At 49.5% G+C, this 22,277-nt stretch carries 19 protein-coding genes; 15 read left to right on the forward strand and 4 right to left on the reverse strand.

Annotated elements, in window-relative coordinates; translation table 11 throughout:
• The first annotated feature begins 124 nt into the window (after positions 1-124).
• Together glpX and SATMO3_RS01505 are read left to right on the forward strand one after the other, a co-directional pair.
• A complete protein-coding gene (gene glpX / locus SATMO3_RS01500; RefSeq protein WP_371376525.1) occupies positions 125-1,090 on the forward strand; it encodes a class II fructose-bisphosphatase in 966 nt (321 codons plus the stop codon).
• A gap of 293 nt (positions 1,091-1,383) precedes the next feature.
• A complete protein-coding gene (locus tag SATMO3_RS01505; RefSeq protein WP_371376528.1) occupies positions 1,384-2,436 on the forward strand; it encodes a peptidoglycan DD-metalloendopeptidase family protein in 1,053 nt (350 codons plus the stop codon).
• Positions 2,437-2,603: 167 nt separating this feature from the next.
• Here SATMO3_RS01505 and SATMO3_RS01510 read toward each other — a convergent pair whose 3' ends face one another.
• Complete coding sequence (locus SATMO3_RS01510) at positions 2,604-3,542, reverse strand: bifunctional UDP-sugar hydrolase/5'-nucleotidase (RefSeq protein ID WP_371376530.1); 939 nt, start codon at positions 3,540-3,542, stop codon at positions 2,604-2,606.
• A 172-nt stretch (positions 3,543-3,714) separates the two neighbouring features.
• On the opposite strand from SATMO3_RS01510, the gene SATMO3_RS01515 reads away from it, so the two are divergent.
• From SATMO3_RS01515 to phoU, 10 genes are all read left to right on the forward strand, one after another.
• Positions 3,715-4,137 (forward strand): hypothetical protein, encoded by a 423-nt coding sequence (locus SATMO3_RS01515; protein WP_371376533.1) that lies wholly within the window; start codon positions 3,715-3,717, stop codon positions 4,135-4,137.
• Positions 4,134-4,382: an anti-sigma-F factor Fin gene (locus tag SATMO3_RS01520; RefSeq protein ID WP_371376536.1), complete on the forward strand. Its 249-nt coding sequence runs from the start codon at positions 4,134-4,136 to the stop codon at positions 4,380-4,382. Before SATMO3_RS01515 ends, SATMO3_RS01520 begins: the two co-directional genes overlap by 4 nt.
• Positions 4,383-4,488: 106 nt before the next feature.
• Positions 4,489-7,827 carry a transcription-repair coupling factor gene (gene mfd / locus SATMO3_RS01525; protein WP_371376539.1) on the forward strand — a complete coding sequence of 1,113 codons (3,339 nt, stop codon included), beginning with the start codon at positions 4,489-4,491 and terminating at the stop codon, positions 7,825-7,827.
• Positions 7,828-7,966: 139 nt separating this feature from the next.
• Positions 7,967-8,533, forward strand: coding sequence for a stage V sporulation protein T (gene spoVT, locus SATMO3_RS01530; protein WP_371376542.1), 567 nt, complete (start codon positions 7,967-7,969; stop codon positions 8,531-8,533).
• A 143-nt stretch (positions 8,534-8,676) separates the two neighbouring features.
• Entirely contained in the window at positions 8,677-10,278 is a 1,602-nt protein-coding gene (locus SATMO3_RS01535) for a polysaccharide biosynthesis C-terminal domain-containing protein (RefSeq protein ID WP_371376545.1), read from the forward strand.
• A 1-nt stretch (position 10,279) separates the two neighbouring features.
• Entirely contained in the window at positions 10,280-11,749 is a 1,470-nt protein-coding gene (mazG, locus tag SATMO3_RS01540) for a nucleoside triphosphate pyrophosphohydrolase (protein ID WP_371376547.1), read from the forward strand.
• A gap of 95 nt (positions 11,750-11,844) precedes the next feature.
• Positions 11,845-12,120 carry an HU family DNA-binding protein gene (locus tag SATMO3_RS01545; protein WP_371376550.1) on the forward strand — a complete coding sequence of 92 codons (276 nt, stop codon included), beginning with the start codon at positions 11,845-11,847 and terminating at the stop codon, positions 12,118-12,120.
• Between the two features lie 133 nt (positions 12,121-12,253).
• Positions 12,254-12,946 carry a response regulator gene (locus tag SATMO3_RS01550; protein ID WP_371376552.1) on the forward strand — a complete coding sequence of 231 codons (693 nt, stop codon included), beginning with the start codon at positions 12,254-12,256 and terminating at the stop codon, positions 12,944-12,946.
• 330 nt (positions 12,947-13,276) lie between these two features.
• Positions 13,277-14,032 carry a phosphate ABC transporter ATP-binding protein PstB gene (pstB, locus tag SATMO3_RS01555; protein ID WP_371376554.1) on the forward strand — a complete coding sequence of 252 codons (756 nt, stop codon included), beginning with the start codon at positions 13,277-13,279 and terminating at the stop codon, positions 14,030-14,032.
• Between the two features lie 15 nt (positions 14,033-14,047).
• Positions 14,048-14,704: a phosphate signaling complex protein PhoU gene (gene phoU, locus SATMO3_RS01560; RefSeq protein ID WP_371376558.1), complete on the forward strand. Its 657-nt coding sequence runs from the start codon at positions 14,048-14,050 to the stop codon at positions 14,702-14,704.
• 191 nt (positions 14,705-14,895) lie between these two features.
• Here the strand turns inward: phoU and SATMO3_RS01565 are convergent, their stop codons facing one another.
• Positions 14,896-16,686, reverse strand: coding sequence for an ATP-binding protein (locus tag SATMO3_RS01565; protein ID WP_371376561.1), 1,791 nt, complete (start codon positions 16,684-16,686; stop codon positions 14,896-14,898).
• A gap of 182 nt (positions 16,687-16,868) precedes the next feature.
• Here SATMO3_RS01565 and SATMO3_RS01570 point away from each other — a divergent pair, with 182 nt between their 5' ends.
• From SATMO3_RS01570 to pstA, 3 genes are all read left to right on the forward strand, one after another.
• Positions 16,869-17,735: a phosphate ABC transporter substrate-binding protein gene (locus SATMO3_RS01570; protein ID WP_371376564.1), complete on the forward strand. Its 867-nt coding sequence runs from the start codon at positions 16,869-16,871 to the stop codon at positions 17,733-17,735.
• 144 nt (positions 17,736-17,879) lie between these two features.
• Complete coding sequence (pstC, locus tag SATMO3_RS01575) at positions 17,880-18,773, forward strand: phosphate ABC transporter permease subunit PstC (protein WP_371376566.1); 894 nt, start codon at positions 17,880-17,882, stop codon at positions 18,771-18,773.
• Entirely contained in the window at positions 18,774-19,634 is an 861-nt protein-coding gene (pstA, locus tag SATMO3_RS01580) for a phosphate ABC transporter permease PstA (protein ID WP_371376569.1), read from the forward strand. It begins immediately after the preceding gene.
• A gap of 18 nt (positions 19,635-19,652) precedes the next feature.
• On the opposite strand, the gene SATMO3_RS01585 is transcribed toward pstA, so the two are convergent.
• Positions 19,653-21,254 (reverse strand): CHAD domain-containing protein, encoded by a 1,602-nt coding sequence (locus tag SATMO3_RS01585; protein ID WP_371376572.1) that lies wholly within the window; start codon positions 21,252-21,254, stop codon positions 19,653-19,655.
• A gap of 245 nt (positions 21,255-21,499) precedes the next feature.
• Entirely contained in the window at positions 21,500-22,228 is a 729-nt protein-coding gene (locus tag SATMO3_RS01590) for a zinc dependent phospholipase C family protein (RefSeq protein ID WP_371376575.1), read from the reverse strand.
• Positions 22,229-22,277: the final 49 nt, after the last annotated feature.

Genomic DNA, 22,277 nt, shown 5'->3' on the forward strand with positions numbered 1-22,277 from the left:
TATCCTGATAGAAAGTATAACTTTCGCCTGGATAAGGGCAACATCGGTTTCCGCTTTCGCCAAAGGCTCGGCGCAAGCCGTGTTTTCTTTATCCCCCCATCAAGAATTAAGGAGATGTAGCATTATGGAACGTGAATTAGCACTGGAGTTTGTACGGGTGACTGAGGCGGCTGCGATTGCCTGCGGCCGTTGGATGGGCCGTGGTGAAAAGATTGCCGCAGATCAGGCGGCTGTAGATGCGATGAGGGCTGCTTTTGACACAGTCAATATCAGTGGTTGCGTAGTTATCGGCGAAGGGGAAATGGACGAAGCGCCGATGTTATATATTGGTGAAAAGGTAGGCCACGGCGGACGCGAGGTGGATATTGCCGTTGATCCTTTGGAAGGTACAAATCTGGTGGCCAAAGGTTTGCCCGGTTCCATTGCTGTTCTGGCGATCGCCCCCAGCGGCTGTCTTTTGCATGCGCCTGACATGTATATGGACAAAATTGCAGTTGGTCCGCGGGCCAGAGGTAAAATTGACATAAACGCACCGGTAAGAGAAAACCTCAAGTCAGTAGCGGCTGCGCTGGATCGCAGAGTGGAAGACATGGTTGTTGTTATTCTTGACCGTCCCCGTCACGCGTCTATAATTAAAGAAGCGCGTGACGCCGGAGCCAGAATAAAGCTCATAACAGACGGGGATGTTTCCCCGGCTATCAACGCGGCGATTGATGGAACAGCCGTGCATATGCTGCTGGGGATCGGCGGTGCACCGGAGGGCGTCCTGGCGGCAGCCGCCATCAAGTGCCTGGGCGGCGATATGCAGGCCAAGCTCTGGCCGGAAAATGACAATGATATTGAACGGGCCCGGAACATGGGTATTACCGATATTAATAAAGTATTTACATTAGACGACCTGGTTAAAGGCGATGAAGTAATGTTTGCGGCCACTGCCATTACTCAGGGAGACTTGTTAAACGGTGTGCGTTATTTTGGCGGCGGGGCCCGTACTCATTCTATTGTGATGCGCGCTTCCACCGGTACTGTGCGGTTTGTCGACGCCATTCATAAATTTGATAAGAAACCTATGCCGATTAAACGGGCCTAGTAGAAAAATTTGCAGATGCCTTTTTAGAACCGGTGAAGAGATTGTTTCGTCAGCTTCTTATTATAACCTTCGCGCAGAAGGCTATATGAGCAGATGATAAAACGATCTCTTTTTTTTTGTCCTGATAGAAAGTATAACTTTCGCCTGGATAAGGGCAACATCGGCTTCCGCTTTCGCCCAAGGCTCGGCGCAAGCCGTGTTTTCTTTATGGATAAATTAATAAAGATGGCACACAATATGTAAGTTGTCAGTAAAATAATCCAAGTTATGCATATTTTCCTGGTTTAATGCTTATGCTAATACTGGGGATCATTTCGGTTAACAGACTAAACCTGACCGGGCGAATGTGCCATTGGTCCGGTACAGCAACAGCGCTTTGCTTTAATGCCAAAGCAGCAGGCAAGCCATGTGCTGTCTTAAGTCTGATAACCATGAATAAACCAGTAAGCGAGGTGAGGGCATTGAATCTGCCGAAAGTCAAAGCTAAGCAATGGGCTTATTTGAGCGGGGTTGCCATTTTGGCGGGAGTATGGATGACGCCGGGCAGGCCGCCGGAGGCTGTGCCTGAGGTTATTGCAGCATTACCTGCTGCCGAGAAACAAATAACGGAGCAAGCAGCCGCCGGACCTCAGCAGAGTCTGCAAACCGTCCGCAAGCATGTGGTGGCAGCCGGTGACACCTTATCGGCTATCGCTGAGCAATATGGCATTGACCTTGAAACACTTACGACAGCCAACCCTGGCATTGACGACCTTATTCATCCCGGCGACGAGCTGATTATTTTACCGAATAAGGGAGTTATTCATCAGGTGAATAGCGGCGATACCTTATGGGATATTGCCCGTGCATATGGTATACAGGTAGATGCAATAAAAACCGCCAATGGTAAAGAAACCGATACCATTGACGTTGGTGAGAAATTGTTTATTCCAGGCGCGCGCTGGGCCAGAGCCGATACCAAGGTAGCGCGCGGTTCTTTCAGCCGCTTTATTTGGCCAACCCGGGGCGAGATTTCGTCGCCGTTTGGCTGGCGGTGGGGGCGACTCCACGCCGGTGTTGATCTTGCCAATGATATTGGCACCCACGTTATGGCCGCCAGAGCCGGACGAATCATCTGGGCCGGGTGGCGCGGCGGTTACGGCTATACGGTTATGATTGATCATGGCGGTGGCTATGTCAGTCTGTATGGGCACCTTAGCGACTTTTTTGTTGAAGTCGGTCAATACGTCCGGGCCGGACAACGCATTGCCTCCATGGGCAACACCGGTAATTCGACCGGACCGCACCTGCATTTTGAAGTTCAAAAAGACGGTCAGCCGGTAGATCCGATGGGGTTATTGCCATAGTAACAGGAAAAAAGTCACGTCGCATGCGACGTGACTTTTTCATGTCTATTATGGATTGCCGCAAACGTCCAGAGTGCCCCAGATGCGAGGCGGAAGGAGGACGTGCAGCGCGGCGTACTGGGAAGTACGTTAGCAAGCGCCGGACTGACAACGAAGCAGGTGGGGCGCTATGGGCGTTTGGCCAAGTGTTGCAAAGTAGCATCATGATAAGGCCACGCTGCATCCGTCATAGCCTTGTCGGGAGGAGCGGTGACAGCAAAGATACTGGAAGTATCGGTTTGCGTAACTACCCATTTCTTGCCTATTTTTTCAAAGGTTAGATCGGTCTTACTCAGGCTGCTGCCAAATTTTCCAGGAACTGCCGCAGCTACGCCATTAACTTCCAAGCCGTTGTTTTTTACGACAATAATGGCATCCACGCTTTTTTGTAATTTTTTAGTAGCGGCGTCAATAGCAGCCGCCTGATCGGTAAAGGTTAGGCCGGTGTGACTTTGCGGATCGGTTTGTGCGTCCATGGCGGATATGCCAATAATGCCAATCCGGATAAATTCCTTTTTCTTCTTCTCCTTACCTACATCAAACTCCTTGATTGTATAAGGTTTAATCTTTGCCCAGGTTTTATCCGCGGAAGAAGTATTGGCAGCCAATACGGGAAACTTAGCCAGCGTCAGCGCCTTGGACAAGTAAGCTGGTCCGTAGTCGAATTCGCCGTCGCCGAGTACCATGGCATCATAACCCAATGCGTTGTACATAGTAACCATAGGTATAGGCAGCTTGGTGGTTTCCTGAGCAAAATAATTGGTCAGGGCAGAACCGGAGAGCATATTGCCGCCATCAACCAATAAGGTGTACGGATTATTCTGGCGTTCTTTTTTTACCAGGCTGGCAATGCGCACAAGGCCGAATTCGGCGGTGCGGGGAAACTGATAATCCCAGTTGATAATTTGCCCGTTAACTCCGGCTGTAGCCAGTACGGTCACTTTAACTGGAGCCGGCGGGGCGGCAGGTTGCTTAGATTTAGCCAGGGCCAAAGACGGCAGCAGGCACCAGATAGCGGCAAGTGCCAAGGCTGTCAGGCGCAATAGCGGTTTGCAAGACTTGTACAAAACTATCCCTCCAAAATATGTGTCATCTGTCTTTAAAATAATTAATTTCGCCATGTAAGCAAATTTTTCCTGTCGGCTATGGCGGAAAAATACTGTGAATCTTGGCTGGAGTATACAGTACGGATCTTACGGGGAATAATATATGCACGCAGAACGATTGCGAGGATAAATAATGGCCTATATCATTGCTCTGCTCATGGCCAGTCTGAGTTTTTTGCTTAACCGGTTTTTTATGCGGACAGTTGGACCGGTTACTGTCATTAGTATCGGTCCGTTCGCGGAAGAAGCAGCCAAAACGCTGTTAGCTTACTATATGGGAACCGGAATTGTTGCCGTACATGCGATATTTGGTGTAATTGAGGCCGTCTATGACTGGTGCCAGGACGGTAAAAGCCGCCAGTTGCTGGCGCCCCTTTTGAGTATTGCCGGACATGCCCTGTTTGGAACGGTAACTGCCGGTATACTGGATTTTACCGGCATTATATGGTTTGGCTTAGCGGCAGGTACTATGGTGCATCTGGCCTATAATGTGGCAGTTGTCAGAATGCTGGCCGAGAAAGGCGCCCGCAACCGAGGAAGGAGGGATAAGTCATGAAAATATTCTATACCTGTGAATATTGCGGTGATCCTATTGATACATTAGAAGTAGATCAGGTTGATGAGGCTAAGTTTGGCTTTGATTGCTTGACTGCCCAGGAACGCCAGGATATAATTAAGACTGATGCTGCGCAAAATGCCATCTATGTGAAATCACTCTGCGACTATTGTATAACAGCTATGGGTTTGGATGATAATGTTGCGCTGGGGATGACGGCCGTTAATAAAGGCTATACTCATTAGCAATGATTCTGTGTCTGGATGAACCTGAATAATGTAAGGGCTTTAGCCTAGGCTAAAGCCCTTTTGGTACTATCCGGGATGAGGTTTTTGTATGGGAGAGAAAACTATGCTTACACTTTTTGCAGCTTTACATGACGATACCGCCTTGCGACAGGCGCAGGCTGCATTTGCGGCCGCTGCTAACGCCCAAAGTCTGGTATATGGCGTAACAGGCGCACAAAAGACTGTGCTGATGGCAGCCGCGTTTCAGAAGGCCGCCCGGCCGACTGTCATTATGACAGCCAGCCATGAGAGCAGTGAATTACTTAGAGCCGATCTTGCCACGCTCCTGCCTGATGTTACGGTGCTGGAACTGCCGGCTATTGATATTGTAACTTTTTCAGCGGACGCCAAGAGCGTCGAGCTGGCGGCCAGACGCATGGATATTTTAAGCCGCATGGCGCGGGGGGAAACTATCATTGTGCTGGCCACTGCCGAAGCCGCCATGCAGAAGGTGTTGCCTAAACAGGAATTTTTAAATAGCCGCATAACGCTGACTAGCGGCGGCTTGGTCAATCGTGAGAGTCTCATTCACTCGCTGGTCGATTTTGGCTATGAGCGCGTTGATCAGGTAGACAGCGCCGGTCAGTTTAGCGTGCGGGGCGGCATTATTGATATTTTTGCTGTTAACCGGAGTTTGCCGCTCCGGGCGGAACTATTTGGCGACGACATTGACTCCCTGCGGGAATTTGAGCCTGCCAGCCAACGTTCTGTGCAGGATATTAAGTTAGCCGATATTATGCCGTTAACTGAGCCGGAGTATAGCGGCAAACCTGCCGTATTCGTGTCCTATCTGCCGCCGGGCGCCACCCTTGTGTTCGATGAACCGGCGCGGTTCAGAGAACAACTGGCCAAGCTGGTTAAAGAGAATCCCGATATTAAAAAGCGGGTATTTGCCTGGAATGACCTGACAGCGGCCTGTCAGGCATATAATGTAGTGTATTTGTCGCTTTTATTGCAAAAAATACCCAATGTTCAGCCAACCGAGATCATCAGCGTTACCGCCAAGGGCATTGCACCGTTTCACCGGCAAATTGACATGCTGATTACCGAGATTAAAGGCTGGCAGGATAAAAAATATACCATTGTTTTATTTATGCCTAACCAGGACAAAGCGGTTAGTATTCAGCAGAACCTGGCCCAGGAAGGCATAACCGCCATTATGGCCGGCGAAGGTCATATGCCGCTTATCGCGGGGGCCCTGGTTGTATCCACGGGTGTCTTGTCAGGCGGTTTTGAGTTCCCTCAGGCTAAGCTGGTTGTCCTCACCGAGCTCGACATTTTCGGGCGGCAGAAGAAGAAACGCCGGCCCCGTGTCGGTAAAGATCAGCAAATTACTTATTTCCGTGATATCAATCTCGGTGACTATGTCGTTCACGTAAATCATGGTATCGGCAAGTATGTTGGTGTAGAAACCCTTGAAGTCGGCGGGGTTCATAAAGATTATCTGCATATTCGCTATGCCGGTGATGACAAGTTATACGTACCGACAGATCAGGTAGGTTTGCTGCAGAAATATATCGGCGCAGAAGGCGAAGTGCCCAGGCTTAGCAAAATGGGCGGGAGCGACTGGCTCAAAGTAAAGACCAAGGCAAAAGCAGCCGTGGCCGATATGGCCAAAGAGCTTATCGAACTGTATGCCGAGCGCCAGCTGCAGGTAGGTTATGCTTTTCAGTCTGATACGCCCTGGCAGCGTGAGTTTGAGGATGCCTTTCCCTTTGAGGAGACACCCGACCAACTGCAGGCCATCGGCGAAGTCAAGCGCGATATGGAGCAGCCTCGTCCTATGGATCGGCTATTGTGCGGTGATGTTGGCTTTGGCAAGACGGAGGTGGCTATCCGGGCGGCCTTTAAAGCCGTCATGAGCGGCAAGCAGGTGGCTGTATTGGTGCCCACTACGGTATTGGCTCAACAGCACTATCAGACTTTTAGCTCACGTTTCAACGGTTTTGGCACGGTCGTCGACGTTGTCAGCCGGTTTAGAAGCGCCAAGGAGCAGAAAGCCACTTTGCAAAAACTAGCTCTCGGCCAGGTGGATGTGCTTATCGGCACGCACCGTATTCTTCAGTCCGATGTAGTTTTTAAGGACCTGGGCCTCTTAATTGTGGATGAAGAGCAGCGGTTTGGTGTGGCGCAAAAGGAAAAGATGAAACGCTGGCGGGCTAACCTTGACGTGCTGACCTTAAGCGCCACTCCCATCCCGCGCACCTTGCACATGTCGCTGGTAGGCGCGCGGGATATGAGCATTATAGAAACGCCGCCGGAAGACCGGTTCCCGGTACAGAGCTATGTGGTTGAATACAATGAGGAAATCATCCGGGAGGCCATTGTTCGCGAATTAAAACGCGGCGGCCAAGTGTATTTTGTTTATAACCGTGTGCAAACTATTGATAAAGTACGTCAGCGGCTGAGCGAGATTTTACCGGATGCCACCATCAAAACAGGTCATGGGCAGATGCCGGAAGAGTTATTGGAACAGGTTATGCTGGACTTTTATGAAAACCGGGATGATGTTTTGATTTGCACCAGTATTATCGAAAATGGGCTGGATGTACCTAATGCCAATACCATTATTGTCTATGATGCCGATCACTTTGGCTTGTCGCAATTGTATCAGATGCGCGGGCGGGTGGGCCGATCGCACCGGATGGCGTATGCGTATTTTACCTACCGGCGTGATAAAGTGCTTACCGAAGTCGCCGAGAAGCGCCTGCAGGCTATTAAGGAGTTTGCTGAACTAGGCTCAGGCTTTAAAATAGCCATGCGCGACCTGGAAATCAGAGGTGCCGGTAATATTCTGGGCCGTGAGCAGCACGGTCATATTGTCAGTGTCGGCTTTGAAATGTACTGCCGCCTGCTGGATGAAGCGGTGGAAGAACTTAAGACAGGCAAGGTATTCGTACCGCCGCCTGAACCTATTATTGAACTTAATATCGACGCTTATCTTACCGGTGAATATATTAGCGACGCTATGCATAAGATTGAAATCTACCAGCGGATTGCCGCTGTTCGCCAGGAAGAACACCTGGCCGACCTGACCGACGAATTGATTGACCGCTTTGGCGAGCCGCCGTTGCCGGTAACCAACCTCCTGGCAGTGGCCCGTATCAAGAACCTGGCGCGGCGAATTGGTATCCGTCTGATTGCCGAACGGGGCGGGCGCGTGGAAATTGTTTTTGGCGACAATCCCCATGTGGCTGAGGGCGGACTTGTTACTGCCAAGAGTTTGTTTCCCGGCAAACTGGCCTTTGTGCCCGGACCGCCGGAGTCTATGCGGCTCGTTACCACCCGCCTTACTATTCCGGTAGTGGATGCCCTGACGAAATTGTTTTTAGCCCTAGCCATGTTAACCGATAAAGAAAAAGTGTTAACTTATCCCTCTTTTCAGCGCCAGAAAAATGAATAAATCCTACCTGCTGGATATATACTACTATCAATGAATGATTAGGATATTTCCTAAGCAATGACTTAGTTTCGCATTGTTTCGATTCGCTTAGCTGTTCATTCTAAATTCATTGGCTAAAGCTGTAGAAAGGGGGATACTGGTGAAAGCAACTGGAATTGTACGCAGAATTGATGATTTAGGTCGGGTTGTAATACCCAAGGAAATCAGACGAACCTTGAGAATCCGTGAAGGGGATCCATTAGAGATATACGTTGATCGTGAAGGGGAGGTAATTCTCAAAAAGTACTCCCCGGTCGGCGAACTGGGTGATTTTGCAAAAGAGTATGCCGATTCGCTGTATGAAGCTATCGGTCATATAGTTCTCATTGCTGACCGCGATAATGTAGTAGCTGTTGCCGGCGCCTCGAAGAAAGAATTTTTAAGCAAACCCCTAGGTCCAGCTGTCGAGAAAGTCATGGAGGAACGCAAATCCGTTCTTATTAGCAATCCGGGTGAATACAAACATTGTAAGGGCTGCGCCTCCCAGTGCGAAGACGACGAAACCTGCAAATTCACCTCAGAAGTCATTGCTCCCATTATTGTTGAAGGTGATGCTATCGGCGCTGTAATTATCTGTTCCAAAGAGCCTGGCGTCCAAATGGCTGACATGGAAATCAAACTAGCCGAAACAGCAGCAGGATTCCTGGCAAAACAAATGGCTCAATAATATCACAGCATTCATGGCGTAAGTAGCGGACAATAACAATTTGTTAAGTTCGCTACTTTTATTTAATGTTTTATTGGCAGTGAGATTTTGTTATAATAGTAAAAGTGGCCAATTAAGCCAAATTTTGGAGAGGAATGACTCGGTTGAGTAAAGATACATTTTTAAAAGGTGCACTTATTCTGACGGTTGCCGGTATTGTGGTTAAAATTATCGGTTCGGTAAACCGTATTCTTTTGTCCCGTTTGTTAGGGGGAGAAGGGGTAGGCCTGTATCAGATGGCTTATCCTATATATCTATTGGCGCTCAGCGTTTCTTCAGCCGGCATTCCGGTTGCTATTTCCATAATTGTCGCCGAGAAGCTGGCGCTGAGGGATTACCGGGGAGCCAACCGGGTTTTTCGCATATCGCTGGGTGTGCTGGCAGCCACCGGTCTTTTGTTTACCTTTCTTTTATACTATGGCGCCGGCTGGCTGATTGAAAATCACTTTGTGCGTGACGCCCGGGCTTACTATGCTATTGCCGCATTAGCGCCGGCTATCTTTTTTGTCACGGTATTATCCAGTTACCGCGGCTATTTTCAAGGTCTGCAGATGATGACGCCAACTGCTGTTTCGCAGATTTTTGAGCAACTGTTCCGGGTTATTACCATGATTGCTTTTGCTTATATCCTCTTACCGCGCGGCCTTGAATTCGCAGCCGCCGGCGCCAGTTTTGGCGCCGGACCGGGTGCTGCTGCCGGTCTTTTAGTATTATTGTATTTTTATTGGCGCCACCGGCCCGGATTTAAACACCAGATGGAAACTCAGCCGCAAATTAACCAGGAATCCAGTGTAAGTATTATTACGAGAATCGTCAAACTGGCATTGCCGGTATCATTAGCAAATATCATGCTGCCGGTGGTCTCCAATATTGACCTTTTAATTGTGCCGGCCAGACTGGAAGTGGCCGGTTATACTGTTGAACAGGCTACCGAACTGTTTGGCTATCTTACCGGCATGGCAGTACCGCTGGTTAACCTGGCAACCATTCTTACGGCTTCGCTGGCCGTCGGCCTGGTGCCGGCAGTATCGGAGGCTTATACACTAGGCAACAAGGAACGGATTTATCAGCGCACGGCGACAGCCATGCGCATCTCCAATCTGATTACCATCCCGAGCTTTGTGGGGATGTGGCTGCTAGCCACGCCTATTTCCTTAATGCTGTACGGTACGCCTAACGCGGGTACATCAATTGCAATCCTGGCGGTGGGTATTTTCCTGTTAGGCATTCATCAGGTTACAACCGGTGTACTGCAGGGGTTGGGGCATACGGCCATTCCGGTTATCAATATGGCGCTTTCGGCTGTTGTGAAAATTATTATGAGCTGGGTGCTTACCGCTATGCCGGCGCTGGGCATTATGGGCGCGGCCTGGGCCACTGTAGCTGATTTCGGGGTAGCCGCCCTTCTGAATATGTTTTTCGTCTACCGCTATGTAAGGTTTAGTCTTGATGTCAAGGATACAATGAAGGCTGTGGTAGCGTCAGCCGTTATGGGCGCTGTTGTACTGCTGGCGTATGATTCCCTTATGAGCCATACCTTGCACAACACACTGGCGACACTGGGGTCGATTATGGCCGGAGGTGCGGTGTTTGGCATTGTTATGCTCCTGGTAGGCGGTGTGCAGGCCCGTGATATCGAGCAAATACCCAAAGTAGGCGGTAAGCTGGCCGCTATGTTGACTAAATTAAGACTGTTGAGGAGATAATATGGGAATAACGATTGCCGGGCTTGGTCCTGGCAGCTTTAAGCAGATTACGCTGGAAACCTGGGAATTGTTAACCGGCGCCGGCACGCTGTTGCTTAGAACGGCCAAACATCCCTGTGTCGAGGGGCTCAAGGAGCGCGGTGTGGTTTTTACAAGTTTTGATCATCTCTACGAGCAGGCGGACAGTTTTGACGATTTGTATCAGCAGATCGCCAGTGCCGTTATTGGCGAGGCCCGGCAAGGCCGGGAAATCGTCTATGCCGTACCTGGCAGCCCTTTGGTAGCTGAAAAAACTGTAGAACTGATCTGTAGTAAGGCAAGAGCAGCCGGAATAAGCCTGAACGTCATTCCGGCCATGAGTTTTCTGGAAGTGCTTTATACCCGGCTGGGGATTGATCCCATAACCGGCGTAACCATTGTGGATGCCGCCGATTTGGCCGTTCTGCCGCCTGATCTGGCTACCGGGCTTGTTATCACCCAGGTATACAGCCGGCAGGTGGCCTCCGATGCGAAGTTGACGCTTATGGATTACTACGGTGATGAATATCAGGTAACGGTTGTCCGCAATCTGGGAATGCCTGACGAGGAAATAACCACAGTTATGCTGTTTGAACTTGACAGACTGGCGGTTATTGATCATCTTACCAGCGTGTATGTACCGGCCCGCCAGGCACGGAGCAAGGTCTTTTCTCTTGATCCGGTAGTTGACGTTATGGCCCGGCTGCGATCGCCGGGCGGCTGTGTCTGGGACATTGAGCAGACTCACCAAAGCCTGCGCCGCTACATTGTCGAGGAAGTATATGAAGTCCTTGAGGCCATTGAGCTTGCCGACGGCGTAAAGCTATGCGAAGAGCTAGGCGACCTGCTGCTGCAAATCGTTTTCCATGCCCGCATCGCCGAAGAGAGCGGCGGTTTTTCCATGCAGGATATTATTGATACTGTTACGGAAAAGATGGTGCGCCGCCATCCGCACGTATTTGGCCAAATAACCGTGCGGGATGCCGCGGAGGTTGTCCTGAACTGGGAGCAGATAAAAAAGCGGGAAAAAGCAGGCGAACGAACTTGTGTGCTTGATGGTATTCCCATCGGCTTACCCAGCCTTATGACGGCTTATAAGCTGCAGGCCAAAGCGGCTAAAGTGGGTTTTGACTGGGATAATATTGGCCCGGTATGGGACAAGGTCGCCGAGGAATTGGCTGAACTAAAGGAAGCTGCAGCCCTGCCGGACGATGTTCGCGGCGCGAGAACCGAAGAAGAGTTAGGGGATGTTTTGTTTGCTGTTGTAAACTTAGCGCGGTTTATGGGAATTGATCCGGAAACGGCCCTTAATGCCACCAATAACAAATTTCGCAGGCGGTTTAATTATATCGAGGCCAAAATTAAGGAGCAAAATTGCCGCTGGGGAGACTTGGATTTGGCCGGACTTGATGCCCTATGGGAGGAAGCCAAAGAAAAAGAGGGTCAAACTTGAGTTTTTTTACCATTTTTTTTAATAAAAGCAGGAATAAAAAAATCCATAGCGAATAAAGCTAATCGTAATCGATTTACGTTAGGGGGAGCAAGATTGTGAATAAAACCGACCTTGTCAAAGCAGTAGCCCAAAAGGCTGATATGACCCAGAAAGATGCAGAAAAAGCCATCAATGCAGTTTTTGTTGCCATTGAGGAAGCTTTAGCCAAAGATGATAAAGTACAAATTATTGGATTTGGTACTTTTGAAGTCAAAACCCGTGAAGAGCGTAAGGGACGCAACCCGCAAACCGGCAAGGAAATTACCATTCCCGCTTCCAAGAATCCTGTATTTAAAGCAGGTAAAGGGTTAAAAGATACTGTAAACGCCTAATTGCAATATGGACAGACTGTAAACCAGGTTTCTAAACCTGGTTTTTGCTTATAAGCATTTTGTGGTAGTGGTGCCGGGAAAGTAAATTTTTGTCAATTTGCTTTTCGAGACTGTAATGAGGAGAACATCATTCATGAATGGAAAAATATTAATTGTTGATGATGAGCTTAATATTCGCGAACTGATAAAGTTTAATGTGGAGAAAGCCGGCTATAAAGTTTTGGAGACGGCAGACGGGCAGACGGCGGTTACGATGGCAAGAACGGAGAAACCGGATCTTGTTGTGCTTGATCTTATGCTGCCAGGTCTGGATGGTCTTGAAGTGTGCCGCATTATCAAAAACTCCCGCGAAACAGCTGCCATCCCCATTATTATGCTGACTGCCAAGAATGAAGAGATTGATAAGGTTATCGGCCTCGAACTGGGCGCCGACGACTATCTGACTAAACCATTCAGCCCGCGGGAACTCTTAGCCAGAATTAAGGCTGTGCTTAGGCGCAGTCAAAAAGACAGCACCATAGGCGGCGAATTAACCTTAGGGAAACTTCGGCTTAATTTTAGCCGCTATGAAGCCTATCTGGGCTCCGCCAAACTGGAGCTTACTCCTAAAGAATATGAGATGCTTAAACTATTCGTAACCAATACAGGTAAGGTGTTTACCAGAGAGCAACTGCTGGAGAAGGTCTGGGGTTATGAATATTTTGGCGATACCAGAACGGTTGATGTGCATGTGCGGCATCTGCGCGTTAAATTAGGGGAGGACAATGAGGTAGCTGAAGCCATTGAGACTGTGCGGGGTGTTGGTTACCGGTTCAAGGATTTGTAATAATTAAAAATTCCATAAAGGGTTATAATGAGATTGTCGCTTCCAATGCGGCAATCTTTTTTTTAGTTACCGGAAAGTTTCGGGAGTCGCCCCAGGAGTAATCAAACAAGGGGCGTCAAATACAAAATCCGGCCCAGGCGGCCGTCATACAACGCTTCGCCGCTGGCGCTTAACCTTCGCTTATGCATGACGGCCGCCCGGGCCTCAGTACTGTTTATGCCCGGCTTGCACCCTTAGCCGATAAAACAATTTTAACAAGATATTAACATTCAGACCGCTATTTTTATGTTATATTGCATATAAGAAACGACAGGAGGATTAGACTGGCTTATGAACTATAAAATCCAGGTTAATAAACTTAAATTATATTACGGCGATGTTCTGGCTCTGAAAAAAATATCCATTGATATTGCTGAAAATGGGGTGCTGGCTCTAATCGGACCGTCAGGCTGCGGTAAGTCAACCTTTCTTAAAACTCTGAACCGTATGAATGATTTGGTTGATAGTGTGAAAATCGAGGGCGAAGTGCTGCTTGACGGCGAAAATATATATCATCCTAAAATAGATACGGTTATGCTGAGAAAAAGGGTGGGGATGGTATTTCAGCGTCCCAACCCGTTTCCTATGTCAATCTATGATAATATTGCTTATGGCCCGCGGATTCATGGTCAAACCAACCGAAGCGTGCTTGATACCATAGTGGAAAAGAGTCTGACTGGTTCGGCGCTATGGGAAGAGGTCAAAGACCGTCTGCATACTTCGGCGATGGGACTGTCAGGCGGTCAGCAGCAGCGGCTGTGTATCGCCAGACTGCTGGCCGTCGAGCCGGAAGTTCTCCTGATGGATGAGCCGTGTTCTGCGCTGGACCCGATTTCGACTATGAAGATTGAAGAATTGGTTACAGAATTGAAAGCAAGATATACTATCGTTATGGTTACCCATAATATGCAGCAGGCCGCCAGGGTGTCGGACTATACCGGCTTTTTTCTCAATGGGGATCTGGTAGAACATGATAAGACCGATACCATCTTTACCCGTCCGCAGGATAAACGGACGGAAGACTATATTACAGGCCGCTTCGGTTAAGGAGGACAACGCAAAATGACGATGAGGCATAGTTATGACCAGGAGCTGGAGCATTTGCGCCAGAACTTGCTGGATATGGGCAACGCAGTTGCCGGGGCGATTGAGGATGCGGTGACTTCACTGGCCAGGCAGGACGCCGAACTGGCCGGCAAGGTCATGGAATTTGATGACCGGATCGATCAGATGGAAGTGGAGATTGAAGACAAGTGTATGGTGCTAATCGCCAGACAGCAGCCCATCGCCCGCGACCTGCGCGTAATCGGTACAGGCCTTAAAATTACGACTGATTTGGAGCGAATGGGCGATCATGCGTATGATATCGCCAAGATTACCCTGACCCTGGCCAATCAGCCGCTGATCAAACCCCTTGTGGATATTCCCCGCATGGCGCAGCTGGCGCAGAAAATGTTAAAGGATTCACTGGAGGCGTATACCACCCTGGATATTTCTCTGGCTGAGCAGGTTTGCTTGAATGATGATGAGGTTGACCATATCTATTATCAGGTATTTCGTGAATTGCTGACTTATATGATGGAGGATCCGTCAACCATTTCGCAGGCCACGCAGCTCATTTTTGTCGCCCGCTACCTGGAACGTATTGCCGATCATGCGACTAATATTGCCGAATGGACCATCTATCTTGTGACAGGCCAGCGCCGGCGGAAAAAATAGAACCGCAAAAAAGCGGGACTGCCTGCTTGCGATACATATCGCAGCAGGCAATCCCGCTTTTACGGAGCTACGCCGACAAGCCGAAAAACGCTCAGAGTGCCCCAGATGCAGCGTTCTGATTTCATTGTGACCTACCCTACAGCGCAAGCAAGACGCTCCCTGTAGAATTAGTACGCAATCTGTACGAGGTGCTATGAGCGTTTTTCGCTAGCGGGCAGGGTAATAATGAATGTCGTCCCCACATCTACAACGCTCTCAACTTCAATCCGTCCACCCAGCATTTCGACAATGAACTTGGCGATGGCCAGACCTAACCCGGTGCCGCCAGCTGTGCGGGCCCGGGCTCTGTCTACGCGGTAAAAGCGGTCAAATATGAGAGGCAGGTCTTTGGCCGGAATGCCGATTCCCGAGTCTTTTACCGAAATTTTAACCTGATCATTGCTGTGCCAGGCCTGCAGGGTTATTTTACCGCCTGCCGGGGTATATTTAATACTATTTTCCAGCAGGTTGGCAATAACCTGTTTGAGCCAGTCCGGATGCGCGATGGCAGCAAGATCGTCCTGATCGGACGCTATGCTAACCAACTGGTTCTTCTGCTGCCAGCGGGGCGCCATGTCCTGTTTGGCGGCTGTGAGAACAGGTTCGACAAGCACTTGCTCCAGTTTAATTTGTTCGCGGTATTCCTGGGCATTAAGACGGGCTAATTGCAGTAAATCCTGGATAAGGCGGTGCATGCGGTCGGCCTCGTCATAAATAATGCGGACGAATTTTTCACTCAGTTCAGGTTGGGCTAAAGCCCCATCTAAGAGGGTTTCGGCAAATCCTTTAATGGCAGTAAGGGGAGTAGCCAGTTCGTGGGACGCATTGGCGACAAAATCAGCCTGGCGGTCATGCAGATTCTGCAGTGTGGTAATATCGTGGAAGACGCCCAGTACGCCGGAGATGTCCTTTTCTGCAGCGGTTATAGGCGCCAGAAACACCTGAAATACCCGTTTCATGCCATGAATATTGGTCTTGAGGTCGATGAGCCGGCCTTCTTTCCGGTTGATGGCAGCCTGAACGGCCTGGTCCAGCAGGCTATTGCCGATTACTTGAATATTATGCATGCCCAGCATTTCCTCAGTTATACCGAAAACGGCAACGGCTGTCTTATTGGCGGTAGTGACCCTGCCGAACCGGTCCATCAAGATGACGGCATCGCCCATGTTTTCCAGTATAAGCTCCAGCTTACGGTTCTGGGCAACAATATCATTTACTTTATCCTCAAGACTTGAGGTCAGATTGTTAATGGCATGAGCCAGTATTTCCAGCTCATCGCCTGTTTTTATATAAACCCGTTTACTAAGGTCGCCCTCGGCAATTTCATTGGCGGTATTGATTACTTGGCCGAGCGGGCGGGTGAACCGGTGCGCAAATGTAAGGCTAAAGAATATGGCCACTAACGAGGTCAACAGACTGGCAATGAGCAGCGCCGATAGTATTTTACGGTAACCGGCATCAACATGGTCAAGCGGCATAGCTACCCGCACCACGCCGGTGATTTCGTTATGAAACAATACCGGTGTGGACACATAAAGCAGCGATCTTTCCTGAGTGGCGCTTTTGCGGATATTGTAACTGTTGTCGCCTGCCAGTGCGGCGGCAATTTCGGGCCGGTCGCCGTGGTTTTCCATCAGCGCCGGATTCTGCTGGGAATCAGCGATAACAGTACCGGTAGCGTCAATAATGGTTACCCGTAAATCAATACGTGAACTTAGTTCTTTAATTTTCTCATCAATTTGCGCTTTTTGAATAGGGCCGGACATGTCCCGGTTGATAAGCTCTTCAATAATTTTCCCCTGGCTGAGCATAGCGGCATTCAGACTGGCGATATTATGCTGGTAGAAATACCACAATATGTAACTGCCAAGGGCTGTCAGTGTAAACAGGATAAGCAGTAAAAACAGGGCAACCAGACGGTTGCGGAGATTGCGGACAAACAAGATGCTGTTACCCCCTTATAGCGGTATATTACAAATCATACCGCAAATAGTTAATAAAAGCCACTTCCCGTACGTAATCCTTTTCTTAACATTCCTTTAACATTGCCTTAACACATTGTCCATAGAGATGATTTACAATAGCATTATAGAGAGCACCAAACTACGAGGAGGTCAACAATAACATGAAGCTTTCCAAGAAAATGTTAGCAGGCGCACTGGCCATGATGCTGGGTGTGAGCTTAGTTGCCGGCTGTGGCGGACAAAAAGAGGCTCCGAAAGAGGCTCCGAAAGCCCAGGCCGAAATCACCGGTACTGTTACTGCTTCAGGCTCAACGGCACTTTTACCATTCCTGAAACCGGCCCAGGAGGAATTCCAGAAGAAAAATGCCAAAGTGACCGTTAATATTGCCGGCGGCGGCTCCTTTACCGGCCAAAACCAAGTGGCGGCCGGCTCGGTGAATATCGGCAACTCAGACGTACCGTTGCAGGACAGCCTGAAAGATAAAGGCCTTGTCGAAACCAAGCTGGTAGGTATTCCTTTCGTCTTTATTACTAATCCTGATGTTTCGGTTGATAATCTGACTCAGCAGCAATATGTGGACATCTTTACCGGCAAGGTAACCAACTGGAAAGAGGTTGGCGGCAAAGATCAAAAAATTACTATTATCCATCGCGCCAAGTCTTCCGGTTCCCGGGGCGCTATTGCTGAAATCGTTCTTAAAGGTGCGGCCTTTACCGATAATGCCGTAATCCAGGATTCCAACGGGGCCGTTCGCGCCGCTATTGCCAGCACGCCGGGCGCAATCGGCTATGTTGACGCCGCTTATGCAGATCAAACAGTAAAAGCTCTGGCCTATAACGGCGTAAAATATAGTATTAACGATGTAATCAGCGGTAAATATCCGGTATTTACTTTTGGCCGCATGTACACCAAAGGTGAGCCGACCGGTGCTGTAAAAGCCTTCATTGACTATGCAACAAGCAAAGAGTTCCAAGAAGCATATGCTGAGAAAAACGGCTTTGTGCCTATCACCAAAATGAAGCAATAACTAAATAGCCAGCAACGAGGGCCCTGAGTCATCTGACTCAGGGCCCTCCTAACTTAACACATTCTTAACATTGCATTAACAAAGCCTGGTATACTAATAGCGTATAATTAAAGGGAACAACTCATTAGACAGGATGTGAAACTGATGGCAGTTACAGCTGATAACCGGGAACACCAGCTTAAACTTCTCTATGACCGGTATATACGCTATTTATTTATTGCATGCGCGTTTCTGATGACGGTGATTATCTTATCAATCATTGTGTTTGTAGGCCAGCAGGGGCTCATGACTTTTAAGGAAGTCGGCTTTACCGAGTTCTTTTTTTCACCAAAATGGGATCCTACAGAAGATAAGTATGGCGCTTTGAGCTTTATCACCGGCTCGGTATATGTTACCGTCCTGGCTGTTCTGTTTGGTGCACCGTTAGGCTTAGCCGGCGCCATTTTTATGGCCAAGATTGCTCCCGACTGGCTGCGGGAAATTATGCGCCCGGCTACTGATCTGTATGTTGCCATCCCGTCGGTGGTATACGGCTATGTCGGTTTGACGCTCTTAGTACCGTTTATTAGGGAATTTTTCCATGTAAATACCGGATTTGGCTTGTTTGCCGCTGCTCTTATCCTGGCTATTATGATCCTGCCGACAATTATCAGCATTTCGGAAGACGCTATCAGGGCTGTGCCGAAACCGCTGGAGGAAGCATCGCTGGCCTTAGGCGCTACCCGCTGGCAGACGATCGCCAAGGTACTGCTGCCATCCGCGCTGCCGGGGATTCTGACTGCCATTATCCTGGCCATGGCCAGAGCCATCGGCGAAACAATGGCGGTGCAAATGGTTATTGGCAATACGCCGCAAATGGCCAAGTCCCTGTTTATGCCGACCTCGACGCTGCCCAGTGAAATTGTTGTGGAGATGGGCAATACGCCGTTTGGCTCGGCGTGGGGTAATTCCCTCTTTCTTATGGCTCTGGTGCTTCTCATTTTATCCCTCGTAATGATTTTGATCATCAGACGGATTGCAGCAAGGAGGATGGCCTAAATGTCGGCACGGTTTCAGGATAAAGCAGCCACTGCCGTTATGTGGCTGGCAGGGATTATTATTTTAGCTGTACTTGTTACTTTTTTAGGCTACATGCTGGTTAAGGGCCTGCCGGTGCTCAGTTGGGATTTTATTACCGGCATGCCGAGCGATATTAATGCCGGAGGCGGCGTTGGTCCGCAGTTATTCAACTCTTTTTATATATTGGGTCTTTCTATGTTATTTTCCATTCCTGTTGCGGTCGGAGCGGGGATCTATTTAGCCGAATATGCCGGCAATGACCGGCTGACAGACATGATCCGGCTGAGTACCGAGAGTTTGGCTACTGTTCCCTCAATCGTTTTAGGTTTATTTGGTATGATTATTTTTGTTAACATGCTAGGCATGGGCTTTAGTATTATTGGCGGTTCATTAACCTTGATGCTGCTGAATTTGCCGGTGCTGGTGCGGGTGACCGAGGAAACCATCCGGACTGTACCTGCTCACTACCGGGAAGCCAGTCTGGCGCTAGGCGCCACTAAATGGCAGACAATCTGGCGGGTAGTACTGCCTAACGCCCTGCCGGGCATTATTACCGGCATTACCCTGACGGCCGGGCGGGCTCTGGGGGAAACCGCCATTCTGATATTTACTGCCGGAACAACGGTATCCCGGACGTTGCCGGATTTCGCTGTAACATCCGCCGGGGAGACTTTGGCCGTGCACATGTGGTACGTTATGGCCGTGGGCCTGGTCCCCGACCGGGTGGCGATAGCCGACGGTACTGGCGCGCTCCTGATCATTACTATCCTCATATTCAATCTTATGTTTACTCTGCCCAGCAAATATGTACAGCGAAAAATGGCTGGAGGCGGCCATTAAAAAAAAAGGAACTCTGAGCTAGTTAAGCTCAGGGTTCCTTTTATATGGTACGCCTTCTTTCCTGGACTTCAATTTCTTTTGTTTGGCAGCCTCCTTAATGATCTTTGGCCAGACTTTGCCATAGCTGCTGCGGGCCTGGAAGGAGCGGGCCAGCTGCCAGCCGGTGATAAGGCCGGCATCGCGGTGGCTGATACGGCTGGCGGAAGCTTTGATTAAATCCTTTAAGAGCAGCGGAATAAGGCCAATGTCCTGAATTTTACCCAGGATATCCTGAAGCTTCTCCAGGCGTTTGGTAAGCAACCGGGTGCTGTCCGGCAGGACTGGGTCAAGGACGGTTAGTGTATAGCGCAGGCGACGGCCGGTGACCCGGAGATTATGTACGGTATCCAGATCTGATAAATCAAGATCATTGCCCATATGCAAAAAATGAATCAGCCACAGATTAAGGTTTTCAAAAATAAAATCCTTAAATACCGGCTGAGCGTTGTCCGGATTTTGATCGGCCCATTCGGCAAGATATGACCAAATACCTAGCAGCAGTGCTGTAAGCTTACCGGCAGCGACTGTATTGTAAAAGCTGGCTTTCTCAGCTTGGCGCTTGGCGGTAAGTAAGGCGGTTAACGCCGGTCTGCCGGCATACCCGGGGATTACCTGGTTCATATAGCCGGTTGCGTCATGCCAGGCGGCGCTAAGACTGTCAAGATCGCGGACTGAGCTGAAGCGGCTGTCCCAGGCAGTGAGTTTTTCCTCCATGTCCAGGTGCTCTTCAAAGGGCAGCAGCGGTTTGGCCAGTTGTAAAAGGGCATTAAGCTTGCGGAGTTCAATTCTGAGAGCGTGCAGCGCTTCCATATCGTCGGGAGCGTCCAAATAGGTTTGCTGGGTCCGGATTATTTCGTGAATGCTATAAATCATAATTTGGCTGAAACAACGTTGGGCAGGCAGGAGGCCGCTGCTCTTTTTTAGCGGCGAAGCGAGCGGAATATCCCGGCCCAGTTCATTAGCCATGCCGGCCAATACGGTGGCCCGGTACAGCTTGCTTTCCTGTTCGGGCAGCAGCGGAAAGTCCTCGGCTAGAGCCGCACCCAGCCAAATGAGCGACTGTGGCCTGCCGGATTTCAGCTCAAGCTCCAGTTCGAGAATCCGCTGTACTTTATCACCGGCGATAATATTGCCGTCGTCAAGGGCCAATTCGATATTGCTGCCGTCCGGTGTGCTGAGCTCGATGATATGCCGTTCAAAACGGGTGCTGAATATGGGTTCTAAAGGCATACCGGCAACAGCCTGAACCAACCGTTCGCCAATGGCGGTATCGATAAATGGTTCAGTCGCCGGGAGCGGGTTATCTACTGGTATATTATACTCAGTGCGCTGATGCAATCCGCCGTCGCTTGTGCCGTCTGCCTTGACAGTGGCCGTCCACTCGCCGTCGGCCAGGCGCAGCCGATATGACAGGCGTGATTTCAGCAACTGCTGATCAGCTGTATCAAAGTAGGTTGTTTCGAGCAGCTGCTTATAGGGCGGCTGCGTAGCCAGCTGACCCAGCAGGGGAGACGATAACAGGCTGGACAGGCAAGCCGAATCGGCAATTCGTAGTTTCAGTTCAGCTTCAGTATTTGACACCGGAAGACACCTCCTTAAGTATGGCATGTCCAAAACGGATTAATTTTATCTAGATATTCGCGTTAGCTGGAAGCTATGCCTCTTTTTTCCAAATAATTTTTTAAATATTTAAGGGATGGTTCCGGGCTGCCCGCGTAGTCAGCCACGAGATCCATCCCGTGTTTTACCCTGATGAAAATGCTGTTAAGGCGCGCACTTTCGCCGGATTCCCGGCGTAAATCCTGTTTGCCTTATTGGCAGCGCCTTCAGGCAACTATTGTTTTTGTGCTGTGTTTGCCAATGCCGGCTAAAAAGCAAAAACGTTCAAACAAGCCGGCCGTGCTCCGCTGAGCGCGGGTAAGCAGGCTTGTGGTTACCGTATGAAAGCGTGTATGGTTTTCTTCGGTTACCCAATCCAGATAGTCGGCGGCAGCCACGGCATTGCTGATCAGCAACTCATGGGGACGCAGGCTTACGGAGTACAGGCCCTGGCCGTTAACGGCAAAATCGGTATGATATGTTCTAACCCAATTTTCGTATTCTTTGTGACCGGAAAAAAGTTTGGCCCGGGCATGATGTGGTACACATACATCCTGCAGTAGATGAGCGGCTGCGCCCAGCAGGAAAATGCTGCCGGCTATATCCTGCTGTCTGAAGCTTTTTAAAGCAGCTTCAAAGTATAGGGAAAAACTATCCAGGGCAGTGGCAAAATGCCATAATCCTTTATTGGTTAGCGGTTCATAATAGTGGCTGATATTTTTCCAGCCGCCATCCGCCCAGTATACACCGTCATTGAGTTCGACGAGAAAGGATTTGAGCAGACCGGCATAGTGCTCCAGACCATCATTCTGTAAGATTATCAGAGCCTGCCTGTTAAGAAACTCGTGAGTAATACTAGGCCGGTCCAACAGCGTTTGTAAAGGACTGACAGCGGCAAGCAGCAGTTTTGTTCCGGCCACACCGGTGGATATGGCCGGTAAGGACCCAGCTCTCATAGTCGTTTCCTCCTTAATAACAAAGGATGGTTCTTCTGACAGCCATGTC

Source organism: Sporomusa aerivorans (assembly GCF_041428895.1).
Taxonomy (GTDB): Bacteria; Bacillota; Negativicutes; order Sporomusales; family Sporomusaceae; genus Sporomusa; species Sporomusa aerivorans.